The 15,657-nt window shown below is 41.4% G+C and carries 12 protein-coding genes; 10 read left to right on the top strand and 2 right to left on the bottom strand.

The genetic code is table 11. The features are described 5' to 3' along the window. The first annotated feature begins 17 nt into the window (after positions 1 to 17). Genes LU635_RS15895 through LU635_RS15885 form a run of 3 tightly spaced genes read left to right on the top strand, consistent with a single transcriptional unit; the run spans position 18 to position 3,989 of the window. On the top strand, positions 18 to 2,225 hold the full coding sequence (locus tag LU635_RS15895) for a RelA/SpoT family protein (protein WP_240100503.1): 2,208 nt from the start codon (positions 18 to 20) through the stop codon (positions 2,223 to 2,225). Between the two features lie 24 nt (positions 2,226 to 2,249). Next, positions 2,250 to 2,705 (top strand): Fur family transcriptional regulator, encoded by a 456-nt coding sequence (locus LU635_RS15890; RefSeq protein WP_026934828.1) that lies wholly within the window; start codon positions 2,250 to 2,252, stop codon positions 2,703 to 2,705. A 12-nt stretch (positions 2,706 to 2,717) separates the two neighbouring features. Next, positions 2,718 to 3,989, top strand: a complete 1,272-nt coding sequence (locus LU635_RS15885) for an adenylosuccinate synthase (protein ID WP_240100502.1) — start codon at positions 2,718 to 2,720, stop codon at positions 3,987 to 3,989. Positions 3,990 to 4,056: 67 nt separating this feature from the next. On the opposite strand, the gene LU635_RS15880 is transcribed toward LU635_RS15885, so the two are convergent. Continuing rightward, on the bottom strand, positions 4,057 to 4,908 hold the full coding sequence (locus LU635_RS15880; protein WP_240100500.1) for a ferritin-like domain-containing protein: 852 nt from the start codon (positions 4,906 to 4,908) through the stop codon (positions 4,057 to 4,059). A gap of 32 nt (positions 4,909 to 4,940) precedes the next feature. Then, positions 4,941 to 5,735, bottom strand: coding sequence for a ferritin-like domain-containing protein (locus LU635_RS15875; protein WP_240100498.1), 795 nt, complete (start codon positions 5,733 to 5,735; stop codon positions 4,941 to 4,943). A gap of 276 nt (positions 5,736 to 6,011) precedes the next feature. Here LU635_RS15875 and LU635_RS15870 point away from each other — a divergent pair, with 276 nt between their 5' ends. The 7 genes from LU635_RS15870 to LU635_RS15840 all read left to right on the top strand — a co-directional run bounded on the left by LU635_RS15870 (position 6,012) and on the right by LU635_RS15840 (position 15,650). After that, positions 6,012 to 7,781, top strand: coding sequence for an OstA-like protein (locus tag LU635_RS15870; protein ID WP_240100497.1), 1,770 nt, complete (start codon positions 6,012 to 6,014; stop codon positions 7,779 to 7,781). Positions 7,782 to 7,785: 4 nt separating this feature from the next. Continuing rightward, a complete protein-coding gene (locus LU635_RS15865) occupies positions 7,786 to 8,982 on the top strand; it encodes an aspartate aminotransferase family protein (RefSeq protein WP_240100496.1) in 1,197 nt (398 codons plus the stop codon). Positions 8,983 to 9,073: 91 nt separating this feature from the next. Next, entirely contained in the window at positions 9,074 to 10,471 is a 1,398-nt protein-coding gene (locus tag LU635_RS15860) for a tetratricopeptide repeat protein (protein ID WP_240100494.1), read from the top strand. A gap of 39 nt (positions 10,472 to 10,510) precedes the next feature. Next, the gene (locus LU635_RS15855; protein WP_240100492.1) at positions 10,511 to 11,449 is read left to right on the top strand and encodes a DUF368 domain-containing protein; all 939 of its coding nucleotides are present in this window, start codon (positions 10,511 to 10,513) and stop codon (positions 11,447 to 11,449) included. After that, entirely contained in the window at positions 11,436 to 12,452 is a 1,017-nt protein-coding gene (locus LU635_RS15850) for a DUF368 domain-containing protein (protein ID WP_240100490.1), read from the top strand. Before LU635_RS15855 ends, LU635_RS15850 begins: the two co-directional genes overlap by 14 nt. After that, the gene (locus LU635_RS15845) at positions 12,449 to 13,177 is read left to right on the top strand and encodes a shikimate dehydrogenase family protein (RefSeq protein WP_240100488.1); all 729 of its coding nucleotides are present in this window, start codon (positions 12,449 to 12,451) and stop codon (positions 13,175 to 13,177) included. Before LU635_RS15850 ends, LU635_RS15845 begins: the two co-directional genes overlap by 4 nt. A gap of 118 nt (positions 13,178 to 13,295) precedes the next feature. Continuing rightward, the gene (locus LU635_RS15840; RefSeq protein ID WP_240100486.1) at positions 13,296 to 15,650 is read left to right on the top strand and encodes a DUF349 domain-containing protein; all 2,355 of its coding nucleotides are present in this window, start codon (positions 13,296 to 13,298) and stop codon (positions 15,648 to 15,650) included. The last annotated feature ends 7 nt before the right edge of the window (positions 15,651 to 15,657 follow it).

Below are 15,657 nucleotides of genomic sequence, written 5' to 3'. Positions count from 1 at the left end.
AATTGTATTTTTAACCTATGACAGAGGCAGCTATAGAAAAAGAAAACAAGCAAATAGCCAGGCAGTATAAAGAACTGCTTCGCATTAGCTATCAAACCCTTAGCGATGAAGATAAAAAGCTCATCAGAAAGGCGTTTGATACTGCTGTGGATGCACATAAGGACCAGCGACGAAAATCTGGAGAGGCCTATATATTTCACCCGATAGCAGTAGCTAAAATAGTAGCTTCAGAAATTGGTCTGGATGCCACCTCCATTGCGGCTGCCCTCCTCCACGATGTTGTTGAGGATACAAAGTACACTCTTGAAGATCTGAAAAAAATGTTCGGAGAGACGGTGGCTAAGATCGTAGACGGACTTACCAAAATTTCCAGCCTGAAAAAAGACAAGGATGTTTCCCTTCAGGCAGAGAATTTCAGGAAAATGCTACTTACCCTGAACGACGACGTCAGGGTAATTATTATCAAGATCGCAGACCGGCTACATAATATGCAGACCATGGATGTGATGAGGGCAGACAAACAAGTGAAGATCGCTTCAGAAACCCTTTATATCTATGCACCCCTGGCGCACCGGATAGGTCTTTATAATATCAAGACCGAACTTGAAGATCTCGGACTAAAATATACCGAGCCTGAAGTTTATCATGATATTCTTACCAAGATTAAGGAAAGCAAGGAAGAACAGGATGCTTATATTAAGGAATTCAGCAAGGTGATACAGGATTCACTGGATAGGGAGGACCTTGAATATGAGATCAAAGGCCGGCCAAAATCGATCTATTCCATAAACCGGAAGATCAAAGCCCAGAACATCAGTTTTGATGAAGTTTATGACAAGTTCGCCATCAGGATCATTTATAAAAGTGAACCTGCACAGGAAAAATTTCTGGCCTGGAAGATCTATTCGATAGTTACAGACCACTTCCGCCCTAACCCAACCCGATTAAGGGACTGGATATCATCCCCAAAATCCACCGGGTATGAAGCACTTCACATTACAGTGATGGGGCCTAAAGGCCGATGGGTAGAAGTTCAGATTAGGAGTGAGCGCATGAACGAGATCGCCGAAAAAGGTTATGCCGCCCACTATAAATACAAACAGGGAAGTAGTAAGGAAGAAAGAGGTTTTGAAGAATGGGTGACCCGTTTACAGGAAGCCCTTGAAAATCCTGATATCAATGCGGTAGATTTCGTAGAACAATTCAAGTTAAATCTATATTCAAAGGAGATCTTTGTATTTACCCCACAGGGAGATCTGAAATCCCTGCCTAAAGGTTCTACGCCATTAGATTTCGCCTTCAGCATACATACCGAAATAGGTTTGCATACAAGAGGTGCAAGGGTGAATCAAAAGCTGGTTCCATTAAGCCATGAATTAAAAAGCGGCGATCAGGTGGAGATCATTACTTCAGACAATGCCAAACCAAATATCAACTGGCTTGATTATGCGAATACGGCCAGAGCAAGAGCCAAGATCAAATCTTCACTAAAAGAAGAGAAAAAAGAGATCGCCGAAGAGGGAAAAGCCGTCCTGGCCAGAAAACTAAAGGCCCAGAAGATACAGTTCAACGAGAAAACCATCAATGAACTGGCGGTATTCTTTAATTTAAAAACCAGCCTGGACCTTTTTTACCGGGTAGGAATTGGTAAAATAGACAACCAGATGCTCAAGGATTTTGCCTCGTCAAGAAGTAATGCCCTAGTGAGCTATTTCAAGAGCAAGATTAAGAAGCCTTCAGTTTCTTCCGATCTGAACAAGGAAGAAATTACGGCAAAATATGACCAGCTCGTCTTCGGGAAAGAAGAAGAAAAACTGGAATATAAACTTGCTAATTGCTGTAATCCTATTCCCGGTGATAATGTATTCGGATTTATTTCGGTGAACGACGGGATCAAAGTTCATAAAAAGGATTGCCCCAATGCCTTACAACTTCAGAGCAACTATGCCTACAGGATCATTCAGGCAAAATGGATAGACAGTTCACAACAGGATTTTGTGGCCGTTATCAAACTGCAGGGTATAGACAATATTGGATTAGTGAGCGAGGTTACCCAGGAAATATCCAGTAATATGCACGTGAATATGAAAAACCTGAATTTTGACAGTTCAGACGGGATATTTAGTGGCCGGATCACACTGGTTGTAAAGAATAATAATATCCTGAATACCATCATTCAACGGCTGAAAAAAATTAACGGGATAGACAAGGTTAGCCGTGAATAAACTTTTACCTTTGCAGAGCAAATTATGAGCAAAAAAGTCGTAAATAAAAACGATCAGGCGGTCGTTAAAAACGTTTTCACTAAATATCTTGAGGAAAAAGGACACCGGAAAACTCCGGAACGTTTTGCTATTCTCCAGGAGATTTATAATTCTGATGACCACTTTGATATAGAGTCTCTTTATATCAAAATGAAGAATAAAAAATACCGTGTGAGCCGGGCTACACTTTATAACACTATTGAGTTATTACTGGAGTGCGGCCTTGTGCGTAAACATCAGTTCGGGCAAAATCAGGCCCAGTATGAGAAATCATATTTTGACCGTCAGCACGATCATATTATACTTACCGATACCGGAGAAGTGATTGAATTTTGTGATCCCAGGATCCAAAGTATCAAACAAACTATAGAAGAGGTTTTTGATATTGAGATTAAAAAGCATTCTTTATACTTTTACGGCAACAAAAAATCAACCAATTAAGTTTAAAATTTCATGGCAGTAGATTTACTACTAGGTCTTCAATGGGGTGATGAAGGAAAAGGCAAAATAGTCGACGTACTTACCTCAAAATACGATATTATTGGACGTTTTCAGGGTGGTCCCAATGCAGGACACACTTTGGAGTTCGACGGACAAAAACATGTGCTACATACAATTCCATCAGGAATTTTCCACGATAACAGCATCAATCTTGTAGGTAACGGGGTGGTAATAGACCCGGTGATCTTCAAGAAGGAACTGGATAACCTGGCAAAACATAATATTGACTATAAGTCCAAGTTGCTTATTTCCAGAAAGGCACATCTTATACTTCCTACACACCGCCTTCTTGACGCGGCTTCTGAAGCTGCCAAAGGAAAGGCAAAGATTGGTTCTACTCTAAAAGGAATTGGCCCTACTTATATGGATAAGACCGGAAGGAACGGACTACGTGTTGGTGATCTTGAACTTGAGGACTGGAAAGACAGGTATCGGGCTCTGGCCGATAAACATGAAAAAATGATCGCCTTTTATGATGTGGATGTTCAGTATGACCTGAAGGATCTTGAAAAGGAATTTTGCAAAGCTGTTGAAACCTTAAAGGAGCTTACTTTTATTGATAGCGAAGAGTATCTACAGCAGTCCATTAAAAGCGGGAAGACAATCCTGGCGGAAGGCGCCCAGGGTTCATTACTTGATATAGATTTCGGAACCTATCCTTTCGTAACCTCCTCCAATACCACTGCGGCCGGAGCTTGCACCGGACTTGGAGTTGCACCAAGACAGATAGGCGAGGCATTTGGTATTTTTAAAGCCTATACCACCCGTGTGGGTAGTGGCCCCTTCCCTACTGAACTTTTTGACGAAGTAGGAGAGACTATGGGCCGTGTAGGAAATGAATTTGGTGCCACCACCGGAAGAAAAAGACGTTGTGGCTGGCTGGACCTTGTAGCCCTGAAATATGCGGTTCAGGTGAACGGAATTACACAACTCATCATGATGAAAGGTGATGTATTAAGTGGATTTGAAACCCTGAAGGTTTGTACAGCTTACAAATATAAAGGTGAGGAAATAACGCATTTACCTTATAATATCGAACCTGAGAATGTTGAACCCATTTACACCGAAGTAAAAGGCTGGAAAGAAGACCTGACGAAACTTACAGATCCTTCAGACCTCCCGAAGGAGTTCAATGATTATGTTGATTTCCTGGAAAAGGAACTTGAAGTACCTATTAAGATGGTCTCTGTAGGACCGGACAGAAAACAAACGATCTCAAGATAAAGTAAAAATGCCCCGTCAGTAGACGGGGCATTTTCTTTTAGGATAACTTCTCTTTTTCAAAAATCTCCTACATACTGCTATCGTCCACAATAAAGAGACTCGCTATAGCAACAGCTGTTTCAGCCGTGATAGGTTCATCAAAAGCCTGGGTAATTGCTGCATTGAGATCACCAACAATATCATCGGCATAGGTTAAACCTGTAAGGTCCACCCCTCCCTGGGTCACATTCTCTTCCCCGTTATATACAGCCTGAGTTGCTTCAGGCATACCGTCACCTCGCATACTGCCAGTAATCCAGCCGTCAAGGCCCCGAATCCTTCTGATCTCGGAAGCATGACGCGCCTCTACAGAATGGATCTGAAGCGCCGGTTCAAGAAATGGTGTATTCATGAGATTTCCGGCCTGCCCCTTATAAGCACGAACTCCCGTGTCCTCAAAAGCCTGAGCCAGTGCAAGAAGCTGTGCGTATGCAGTCTCCTGCCCGATTCCATTTTCATTGAACGGATCAAAAGCCCCATCGGCAGTGAAATCAAAAGTCGGTTTTTCGACCGGAGTAGCTCCGGCTCCTTCTAAACCTGCTTTAAGGAATTCAACATGAGCAGATTCATGTTTCGAAATTTGCATATATGCAGTCTCTGCTCTGGAATATCCGTCGAGTACGCCAGACTCAAGAGCCTTTATATAAAACTCAGCTTCAAGGTACTCCAGTGTAAGTGCAAGCTGTAAAGCATCTACAGCAGAATTTTCCTGGAACATGGTTGCCGCATTCATCTTATTGGAAGCAAGGCCAAAAGGCACCGCTGCCATGGCAGCCTTCTTACCAAAAGAGGAAAGAGTGTTGAACATCTCCCGTCTGGATGTGGATTTCGTGGTTAATTTTTCGGATGTAAAATCATCCAATAATTTTATAATACTCATAATATATTTTTTTTTCGGGTTATAGATATTGTTTAGGATCCTGTCATTGGTTCCGGTAGGTTGTTAGCCGTAAATTCAGTAGCAATAAATCCACCAGCATCGGCAAGTACCGTACCCGGATCGTAAGCTAAATCCAATCCGTTTGCATCTATCACATCATCTCCGGCAAAATCAGCCGATTCAGGGTTGATCAGAGATCTTATAGCAGAAGCATGTCTGGCCTCAACAGAAACTATCTTACCTGCCAGGGTGAGATATGTTGCACTGGCAATTCTGTCTCCTGCGCCATTATATGCTCCTACCCCGGTGTCTTCCAGTAGCTTTGCCGTTTCAAGGACTGATGTTCGGTCACCAAAATCTATGGAAGAAACGTCAAATTCAAGATCGGGTAAGGTGTTCTCTTCTCCTGCAGCCTCGGTAATTGCAACCTTAAAGAAGTCTCTGTGAATCACTTCATGGTTATACAGATCGTCAAATATCTGTTTCTCTTCATCTGAAGCTCCTGAATAATAAGCCCCTGCACGAACCTGTGTATAGAAAGCTGCTTCCAGTTGTTCCAGGGCATAAGCATAATTAAGGATACCTACATCCCCGCTGCCCAGGTCAAAAACCTCTCCATCAGGATCGGGATCTGGCTCTGGCATAGGATTTTCACCCACTACTTCTCCACCAGGATTAAACATATCATCTTCACTACAGGAGTACAGTAAAAAACTCGAACCGGCTAATCCCAGTCCACCGAGTTTTAAGAACTTCCTTCGCGAATTCTTTTTCGAATCTTTGGAAGATGCTTCAATCACATCGACCTTTACTAAGGGTTTTTTCATAATCTAAGGTTTTAGTTTCATAGAAACATACGGGAGAGAAGTAGTCGTGGTTTTTTAACAATAGTTAAGTTTATCTTAAAGCCCGTGATATTTGGAAACATTTAGCCTTTTAGAATGAAAAATTGGTTTTTGTTTAAGTTGTATTTTTTGAACTCTTTAGGTCCAATGCCCCGAAAACACCTGATTAGATCTGGGGATTTTATGTACTTTTGAAAAAAAATAAGCTTGTTTAGACAGTATCTCTTTTTATTAATTTTCGTCTTCACCTTTCCTTGTATGGTATCCGCACAGGGATCCCAGGAGATCAACTACGATTCTGACCGGACCCTAAAAAATGAGGAACGCTATCCGGGAGCCCTTATACTAAGCAAAGTGGACAATCAGGTATACTTTGATCATGACGGGATTGAGGTGTGGTGTGATAATGCGGTTTTTTATAAAGAGGCTAATTTTTTTAAGGCCTACGGAAACATAAGAATGAAACAGGGCGATAGCGTGAGCATGACCAGTAATTACGCCGAGTATAACGGAAATACTGAATTTGCCTTTGCCAGTGGTAACGTTTCCATGAAACGCCCCCAAACTACATTGGAAACTGACAGTCTGTTCTTCGACCGGGTCAAACAACAGGCCTATTATCGTAGCGGAGGTAAGGTAACCGATACAGCCAGTGTTCTTACCAGCAAAATAGGCCGCTACTTTATGGAAGAGGATAAATACAGCTTCATTAACGAAGTGGTTGTGACCAATCCTGAATATACCATCAACTCTGAACAGCTGGATTTTTATTCAGAAACAGGCCATGCCTATCTTTATGGTCCCTCCACCATAAAAAGTGAGACCAGTACGGTATACTGTGAACGCGGTTTTTATGATACCCGGGCAGATAACGGATACTTTATCAAAAATTCACAGATCAATTACGACAACCGGATACTTAGAGGGGACAGTTTGTACTTCAACCGGGAGAACAGTTTCGCTTCAGCAACCAATAATATCAGAGTTATAGATACCATCAATGATAGCCGGGTAACCGGTCATTATGCAGAGGTGTATCGCGATAAAGATTCTGTGTTCATTACAAAAAAGGCAGTCGCCGCCAGCCTTCAGGAGCGGGACACCCTATTTATACATAGTGATACAATCATGATCACTGGAAAGCCTGAAAAAAGAGTGATAAGGGGATTTTATGATGTAAGGATCTTCAAAGAGGATGAGACCGGTGAAAATCCCATGAGTGGAAGAAGCGATTCTATTTATTCAGATCAGCAAACCGGACTCACAAAACTTATCAATCTCAACCGGGATGGCGGAAACAGGAATCCGGTATTATGGTCTAATGAAAACCAGATGACCGGGGATAGTATTCACCTGATGAGTAATACCAAAACCGAACAACTTGACTCATTACTTGTATTTAACAATGCTTTCCTAATCCAAAAAGACAGCATCGAAGGTTATAACCAGATAAAAGGAAAAAAGCTCACTGGATATTTTCAGGACAATGAATTGAATGAAGTGATCATTGACAAGAATACTGAAACACTTCATTATATGCGAAATAATGACAGTGAACTTATAGGAATCAATAAAACCCTGGCCAGTTCCATCAGGATATTATTTCGGGACCGTGAGATCCAGGATATATATTATTATAACCAGATAGACGGAAAACTTACACCAGAGGCCGATTTCCCTCCGAATGCCCGGGAACTAAAAGGTTTTAACTGGCGGGGTGAAGAACGTATATTAAATAAAGAAGGATTATTTGAAGGCCAGCCGGAACCAGAGCTAATAAAGATAAAGGGAATACCTCTGCCTGATGAACCTGACGAGTTCTTTGATAAAAGAGAGAAAGATGATCTCCTCCTTAATGAGAACTCCAGGCTTAAACCAGATATCTTAAAGAACCGTAATGCCGACAGTCTCAGGTTCAAGAACGAAAAAGTCATGGACAGTCTCAAACCAGGGACGCAACAGGATAGCCTGAGAAAGGATATTCAGAAGTTAGAAAAAGAAAAGGCTGTCAGCAGAAAGAAGGATTAACAACTTGAAAGAAGATTTTTTTAAATATCAGGCGCAAACCACTCCTCACCCTCTGGCTCTGGAAGTTTCTCATGCTCAGGGCTGTTATATTGTAACCACAGATGGCAAGGAACATTTGGATTTTGTTGCTGGCGTTTCAGCCTGTAGCCTGGGGCACTCCCATCCCAGGATAGTTTCGGCGATCAAGGAACAGGCTGAAAAATACCTGCATGTAATGGTTTATGGTGAATACGCTCAGAAACCCGCAGTAGACCTGACAAAGTTACTGGCTGAAAATTTTCCAGCCCCCTTAAGTAAAACCTATCTTGTAAATTCTGGTACCGAAGCCATTGAAGGCGCCATGAAACTTGCCCGCCGGGCAACCGGAAGAACCGAGATCATCGCTGCAAAAAAGGCATATCATGGCAACACTATGGGATCTTTAAGCCTGATGGACTGCGAGGAAAGAGTTAAACCATTCAGGCCTCTACTGGGAGGAATTTCTTTTATTGAATTCAACAATCAGGATGATCTGTCGAAGATTACTGACAGGACGGCCGCAGTGATCCTGGAAACCATTCAGGGAGGAGCAGGATTTATTATACCTGAAAATAATTATCTGAAGAAAGTTAAAGCGCGTTGTGAAGAAGTTGGGGCTCTGCTGGTACTTGATGAGATCCAGCCGGGTTTTGGAAGAACCGGTAAACTGTTCGGTTTTGAGAACTTTGATGTAGTCCCCGATATCGTCGCTATGGGAAAAGGAATGGGTGGAGGCCTGCCTGTAGGGGCCTTTTCTGCATCCGAGGAACTTATGGACCTGCTGATGGATAATCCAAAATTAGGACATATTACTACTTTTGGAGGAAATCCCCTTATCGCTGCTGGTGCACTGGCAACTCTCCGGGAGATTACTGAGACAGACCTGATGTCGCAATGTGTTGAAAAGGAAAAACTATTCAGAAAGCTATTGCAGCATTCCTTAATAGAGGAAGTCCGTGGGAAAGGACTTATGCTGGCCATAATACTAAAAACTGCTGAAATTGCCGATCGCCTCGTCCTCAAAGCCAAAGAAAATCAGCTAATTCTCTTCTGGTTATTATTCGAAAGGAGGGCTGTGCGCATCACTCCCCCGCTAACGATTTCCAAGGAGGAAATAAGGAAAGGATGTGGCATTATTATTGACATATTGGATATAATAAAAGAGGAGACGGCCGGGTGTTAATTAATTTGTTAACAACAATATAACACTTTTCCCAAATCGCTTTCAATCATTTATAACTTTAGTTCAGTAGAAATCCCTAAATCAGTCTCTTATGCAGTTGAGCCATAACGAAGAAGATAATTTCTCACTTACCCGCTTCGAATCTATGCTGAAAACCAACGATGTTTTATTCTTTGATTCCAATGAATTTGAGAATATAATCCATCATTATTTGGAAAACGGCAAGATTTCGCTTGCCAAGAAAGCTGTGAAAATGGGACTCGCCCAGCACCCAACTTCTGTTAATTTAAGGCTCTTCAAAGTTGAGATCCTTGTTTTTGAAGATAAACTGGACCTTGCTGACGGGATCCTCAACGAACTGAAAGATCTGGAAGCCTCGAATGAGGAAATCTATATTCAGAAAGCACAGATCTATTCAAAGAGGGATATGCACCAGGAGGCTATCGAAATGCTCGAAGCTGCCCTGGAGATCACTTTGGAAGATGCCGAAATATTCTCTCTTATAGGAATGGAGTATCTTTTCCTTGAAGATTTTGAGAATGCCAAATACAGTTTTATGAAATGCCTGGAGGCCGATGATGAGGATTATTCAGCACTCTATAATGTAATGTACTGCTTCGATTTCCTTGACCAGAAACAGGAGGCTATTGAATACCTGAACATGTATCTTAACAAGCATCCGTATTGTGAAGTAGCATGGCACCAGGTTGGGAAGCAATATTTTGACCTGAAAGAATACAACAAAGCCCTGGCGGCATTCGATTTTGCTATTATCAGCGATGACAGGTTCATCGGTGCTTATCTTGAAAAAGGAAAGGTTCTTGAAAAATTGAAGCGTTACAATGAGGCTATCGAAAATTATAATATAACCCTGGAGCTGGAAGACCCAACATCGTTCGCGTATTTAAGAATAGGCAAGTGTTTTGAAAAACTTGGATGTGACGATCTGGCACTGAAGAATTACAAGCAAACGGTACATGAAGATCCGCTGCTGGATAAAGGCTGGATCGCTATCACCGATTTTTATATCAAAAAACTGAACTTCCAGAAGGCTCTTTATTATATCAATAAGGCAATAAATATTGACGAGGAAAATGTATTGTACTGGAAACGATATGCCAAGATCAACAACCGGCTTAATTTTTACGAAGAAGCCGAGCACGGCTATAAAAGGAGTCTGGAATTAGGAAATTATGAGCTTGAGACCTGGATAAGACGTTGCGACATCCTGATAGGGCTTGGCGAATATGAGACTGCTATCACCAGCATGCTTCAGGCACTGGAATTCTATCCGGATTCCGCAGAGATCGAATATCGTCTTGCGGGACTTTTCTTCTCTACAAATAAAGGGGAAAAAGGATATTTTCATCTCAATAATGCCCTGAAAATTGATTCGGAATATTATATCATTATCGAAGAGTTATTTCCAAATATCTTTAACAGAAAAAGCGTCAAACAAATTATAAATTCCTTCGTAAAGCTCTCTTAGTAATTTTGCTACCTTTGGGCGGAATCATAAAAAGAGAAGATGCAGCGAAGTTTTTTGGACTACCTTACAGTCACTCTGAAGGGAATGGCCATGGGGGCAGCCGATGTAGTCCCGGGAGTATCGGGAGGGACTATAGCTTTCATTTCAGGAATTTACGAAGAACTTATTTCTACCATTAGTGGTGTGAAGCTTTCCCTGTTTTCTATATGGAAGGAAGAGGGATTCAGGGCAATGTGGAAAGAACTGAACGGAAATTTCATCCTGGCACTTTTCTGTGGTATTCTTATCAGTCTTTTCAGTCTTATGCGCCTGGCAAATTACCTGCTGGAGAATCACCCGGTACTGATATGGTCTTTTTTCTTTGGACTTGTACTGGCAAGTATCTGGTTTGTCGCAAAGCAAATCCCCAAATGGAACTTTAAAATTATTCTCGCTCTCATCATTGGAGCAGTTGTAGCTTATTATATAGTGAGCCTTCCTCCTCTTTCGACCAATTCCGGCTACTTATTCCTGTTCCTTGCAGGAGCCATTGCGGTTTGTGCAATGATATTACCTGGAATTTCGGGAGCCTTTATCCTTGTTCTTCTTGGAGCCTACAAATCGATAACGGAGGCTGCCCATGATTTTGATATTCAGACCCTCGCCATAGTTGGTTGCGGAGCTATTTTTGGTCTCCTTACATTTTCCAGAGTTCTTAAGTGGCTGTTTGTACATTATAGTAGTATTACCCTGGCTGTACTCACCGGTTTTATCGCTGGTTCCCTGAACAAGATATGGCCATGGAAAGAAGTGCTTGAATCTGCTGTTTATGGTGACAAGGAAGTAGTTCTAAGGGAAGCTTCGGTACTCCCTTGGAATTTTAATGGCGATCCGCAAACCATGAATTCAGTCCTGCTCATGCTTGCCGGTTTTTTCCTGATCATCATTCTGGAAATGCTGGCCAATAATAAACCTGATTCAGCCAATGCAGCAGACTAGGACTATAACTGATAAAATCCTCCTTGTTTTAAAGGGGCTAGCCATGGGTGCTGCGAACAAAGTTCCTGGCGTTTCCGGTGGTGTGGTGGCCTTTGTGGCCGGATTTTATGAGGAGTTCATATATTCTCTGCAAAAGGTTAATTTTAAAGCTTTAAAATTGCTCATAGCCGGCAGGTTCGGGAGCCTGTACCAGTATTTAAACGGGAAGTTCCTCGGTCTCCTTATCCTGGGAATGCTTATAAGTTATTTTAGTGTTTCCAAAATTCTGGATTATCTGATTGTACATTACGAATTATATGTATGGTCTGCTTTCTTCGGAATGATCATCGGGTCCATTTACTATATAAGCAAGGATTTCAATGAGTGGGACAGGAACTCTATAATCTTTGCTATCCTGGGTATCATAGGTGGAATGGCGATTAGTTTTCTGGAGCCAGCAAGGCAGAATGATAATCTCTGGTTCGTTTTCGTCTGTGGAATGATTAGCGTATCAGGAATGACATTGCCAGGGCTTTCGGGCAGTTTTATACTCATCCTTTTAGGCAATTATGTACTCCTTCTGGTAGATTCCGTCAATGCGCTTTATGACACCGTAGCTGAAATAATCGTTTTGGATTTCAGCTTTACAGGGGATGCAGACAGGTTAAGAATGCTGCAGGTTCTGGCCGTTTTCGCAGCTGGTTCCCTTGCCGGCCTGGTTTCCCTTTCCCATCTACTGGGATACGTGCTGAAAAAATATAAAAAAGAAACCTTCGCAACCATAATAGGTTTCATTACCGGTTCGCTTGGAGTTGTCTGGCCATGGAAGGAAAAGATTTTCAAGACCAATGAAGGCGGCGAAACCCTTATAGACCGCGAAGGAAACAGGATAATTGACAATTATGACCGGTACTGGCCTGAATTTGATATTTCACAAACCTGGCTGGCAATCTTTTTCATTCTCATTGGAATATTTATAGTTTTAGGCCTGGCCTGGTACGAAAATAAAAACAATCACAAATGAGAACATTTGGGCTCCTTGGTAGAAATATAGATTACTCCTTTTCCAGAAAGTATTTTTCAGAAAAATTCCAAAAGGAAAATATAGATGCAGAATACAGAAATTTCGATGTGGATTCCATTGAAAAATTCCCGTATGTTCTCAGGAATAATATCATTTCCGGACTGAACGTAACCATTCCCTATAAGGAAGAGATTATTCCTTTTTTAGATCATTTAGATCCACATTCCCGGGAAATACAGGCTGTAAATACAGTTAAATTTGAAAAGGACGGTAGCCTCTGCGGGTATAATACCGATTACTGGGGATTCCTGGAATCACTGAAACCGTTCTTAAAACCTCATCATAAAAAAGCCATTATACTGGGTACCGGTGGAGCTTCCAAGGCAATTGCATATGCGCTAAAACTACTGGAGATAGATTATCAATTTGTATCAAGAAAGAAGGCTGCTCATATTTTTTCCTATAAGGAACTGAACAAGGAAATTTTTGAAAATCATACTTTGGTAATAAACTGCACCCCTTTAGGAACTTTTCCTAATACGGATAATTACCCTGATGTCCCTGTCGAATATTTCTCTAAAAATCATCTGGTTTTCGATCTGGTCTACAATCCTTCAGAAACCAGGCTTATGCAACTGGCGGCAGAAAAAGGGGCCACCACCTTAAACGGTCTGAGAATGCTGGAGCTTCAGGCAGAAAAGGCCTGGGAGATATGGAATTCATAATCCACCTCAATAAATAGCTGGTTTAAAGCCACAAATAAAACCAATCGCTTGTCCAATTTTAGGGGAGTTGTTATCTTTCAACTTTAATTGACTTTGAAGAACCCTAACATTGAAAGATATGTCTCAACAAGAAAATGAAAATAAGAAAAAAGGACTTTCAAACGAAGAAATGAAGAAAGCTGAGGAAGCTAAGAACACTGCTGAGAAATCTTCCGAAGAAAGTGATGAGAAAATGGCGGCGGAGTCTGTTGATGACCAAACGAAAAAGACCACAGAAAATACTTCAGATAATTCCGATAATACGAATAATATAAATGCTGAAGAGGCTACCGATCATGAAGATGCTATGCTGGATGAATCGGCAGCAGGAAAAGCCACTTCCGATCAGAAAGCCCGTGAAAAGAAAGATCCGGACTCCGATCCCTATTCCGACATAGAGGAAAAGGAAGATCCGGAAAATCCTTTCTTCAAAAAACCGGAAGTTTCAGAAGAGGTGAAAAAGGAAGAAAAGCAAAAGACGAAAAAAAAGGTTTCGCACTCCACCGATCATGAAGATGCTATGGTTTCTGAGTCGGAATCGAGACAGAAAAGTCAGAAAGAAAATGAGGAGGATGATGAAGATGATGAGCTGGATAGTGATATTGGTGATGCCGTAGTTGGAGAGAACAAAAAATCTTCAGGAAGCCATGAAGAAGACATGGATAGCGCGGTGGCCGAAGATAGTGAAGATGAAAGTGCCGGTGAACGTCATGACATTGAGAAGAAGGATTATCACTCCATGAGCAAGGAAGCTCTTGCAGATGAGCTGGAAAAACTCCTGAATAAAGAAAAGATACAGGCGATTAAAGAGCATGTAACGGAGATTCGCGCTGAATTCAATGCCAAGTTCGACGAGGAAATGGAAGAGAAAAAAGAGGAATTTCTCGCCGATGGCGGGAACATTATAGACTTCCACTACTCCACTCCATTAAAAAAGCGTTTTAATTCACTTTATTTCGATTATAAAGAAAAGAGGAGTAACTACTACAAGCGGCTTAAAAAGGATCTTAACGAAAATCTTCATAAAAGACTTGAGATTATTGAAGAATTAAAAGGTCTTCTAGATGTTGAAGAAAACATCAACACCACCTATAATCACTTCAAGGAGATCCAGGATAAATGGCGTACAGCGGGACCAATCCCTAGAGACAAGTACAATAATGTCTGGAACACCTATCATCACCATGTAGAGAATTTCTATGATTTCCTTCACTTAAACCGTGAATTCAGGGATATGGATTTCAAACATAACCTGGAACAGAAATTAAAGGTGATAGATCGTGCAGAAGAGCTACTGCAGGAAAACGACGTGAACCGGGCCTTCCGCGAACTGCAGATGCTGCATAAGATGTGGAAAGAAGAGCTTGGGCCTGTAGCCAAGGAATATCGCGAGGATATCTGGGAGAGGTTCAGCACGGCTACCAAAAGGATACATGATAAAAGGCAGGAATATTTTGATCAGCTTGACGAGCAGTATGAAAAGAACTGGGAGAAGAAGCAGGAGATTATTGAGAAAATAAAGGAAATAGCCGATCAGGATTTCGACAGCCATAATAAATGGCAGCAAAAAATCAGAGAAATAGAGGCATTGAGAGAAGAATTCTTCGGTGCAGGTAAGGTCCCAAGAAATAAGAACCAGGAAACCTGGAATGCCTTCAAGGAAAATGTGCGAAGTTTCAACCGCAAAAAGAATGCTTTTTACAAGAACCTTAAAAAGCAGCAATATGAAAACCTTGAAAAGAAAAAAGAACTTATACAGATCGCTGAGGATAATAAAGACAGTGATGATTTTAAGACCGTCACTCCTTTGATGAAAAAAATCCAGGCCGACTGGAAGAAGATAGGTCATGTTCCAAGAAAAGACAGTGACAAGGTATGGAAACAGTTTAAAAAAGCATGTAACCATTATTTTGACCGCCTGCATGCACAACGCAATGAAGACAACAAAGAAGAGATCGAAGCTTTTGACAAGAAAAAAGAAATCCTTGACAAAGTAAAAAACATCGAGCTTTCAGGTGAGAAGAAGGCGGATCTTGCAAAGATCAAGGAACAGATCAATGCCTGGAAAGAAACCGGAAAAGTACCTTATAATAAACGCTTTATCGAAGGTAAATTCAACAAAGCTCTGGATCAGGTATTCAAGAAGATGGATATTGACAATACCAAGGCCGAAATGATGAAGTATGAGAACAAAGTTCAGGCCCTGGATGATGCAGATGACGATAATAAGATCAGAAACGAGCATTACTTCCTTACCAAGAAGATAGAGGAAACCAAAGCAGAAATAAGACAGCTTGAGAACAACCTCCAGTTCTTCTCAAATGTTGATGATGATAATCCCCTGGTTCAGGAAGTACATAAGAATATCGAGAATCAGAAGGCCGATCTTGAGGTCTGGGAAGAAAAGCTCAGAAAGATCAGGTCACTTTACTAAAACAATA

Origin of the sequence: Christiangramia crocea (genome assembly GCF_022410465.1) — a bacterium.
In the GTDB taxonomy this organism is placed as follows: Bacteria; Bacteroidota; Bacteroidia; order Flavobacteriales; family Flavobacteriaceae; genus Christiangramia; species Christiangramia crocea.
Note: the sequence above shows the minus strand (reverse complement) of the source record. Positions and strands in the feature narration are given on the sequence as shown.

What these genes read in the sequence shown, in the direction of transcription:
- LU635_RS15845 (WP_240100488.1), top strand. Translation starts at nt 12,449, where the DNA reads ATGAGAACATTTGGGCTCCTTGGTAGAAATATAGATTACTCCTTTTCC.
- LU635_RS15840 (WP_240100486.1), top strand. Translation starts at nt 13,296, where the DNA reads ATGTCTCAACAAGAAAATGAAAATAAGAAAAAAGGACTTTCAAACGAA.
- LU635_RS15885 (WP_240100502.1), top strand. Translation starts at nt 2,718, where the DNA reads ATGGCAGTAGATTTACTACTAGGTCTTCAATGGGGTGATGAAGGAAAA.
- LU635_RS15855 (WP_240100492.1), top strand. Translation starts at nt 10,511, where the DNA reads ATGCAGCGAAGTTTTTTGGACTACCTTACAGTCACTCTGAAGGGAATG.
- LU635_RS15895 (WP_240100503.1), top strand. Translation starts at nt 18, where the DNA reads ATGACAGAGGCAGCTATAGAAAAAGAAAACAAGCAAATAGCCAGGCAG.
- LU635_RS15870 (WP_240100497.1), top strand. Translation starts at nt 6,012, where the DNA reads ATGGTATCCGCACAGGGATCCCAGGAGATCAACTACGATTCTGACCGG.
- LU635_RS15850 (WP_240100490.1), top strand. Translation starts at nt 11,436, where the DNA reads ATGCAGCAGACTAGGACTATAACTGATAAAATCCTCCTTGTTTTAAAG.
- LU635_RS15860 (WP_240100494.1), top strand. Translation starts at nt 9,074, where the DNA reads ATGCAGTTGAGCCATAACGAAGAAGATAATTTCTCACTTACCCGCTTC.
- LU635_RS15875 (WP_240100498.1), bottom strand. Translation starts at nt 5,735, where the DNA reads ATGAAAAAACCCTTAGTAAAGGTCGATGTGATTGAAGCATCTTCCAAA.
- LU635_RS15890 (WP_026934828.1), top strand. Translation starts at nt 2,250, where the DNA reads ATGAGCAAAAAAGTCGTAAATAAAAACGATCAGGCGGTCGTTAAAAAC.
- LU635_RS15880 (WP_240100500.1), bottom strand. Translation starts at nt 4,908, where the DNA reads ATGAGTATTATAAAATTATTGGATGATTTTACATCCGAAAAATTAACC.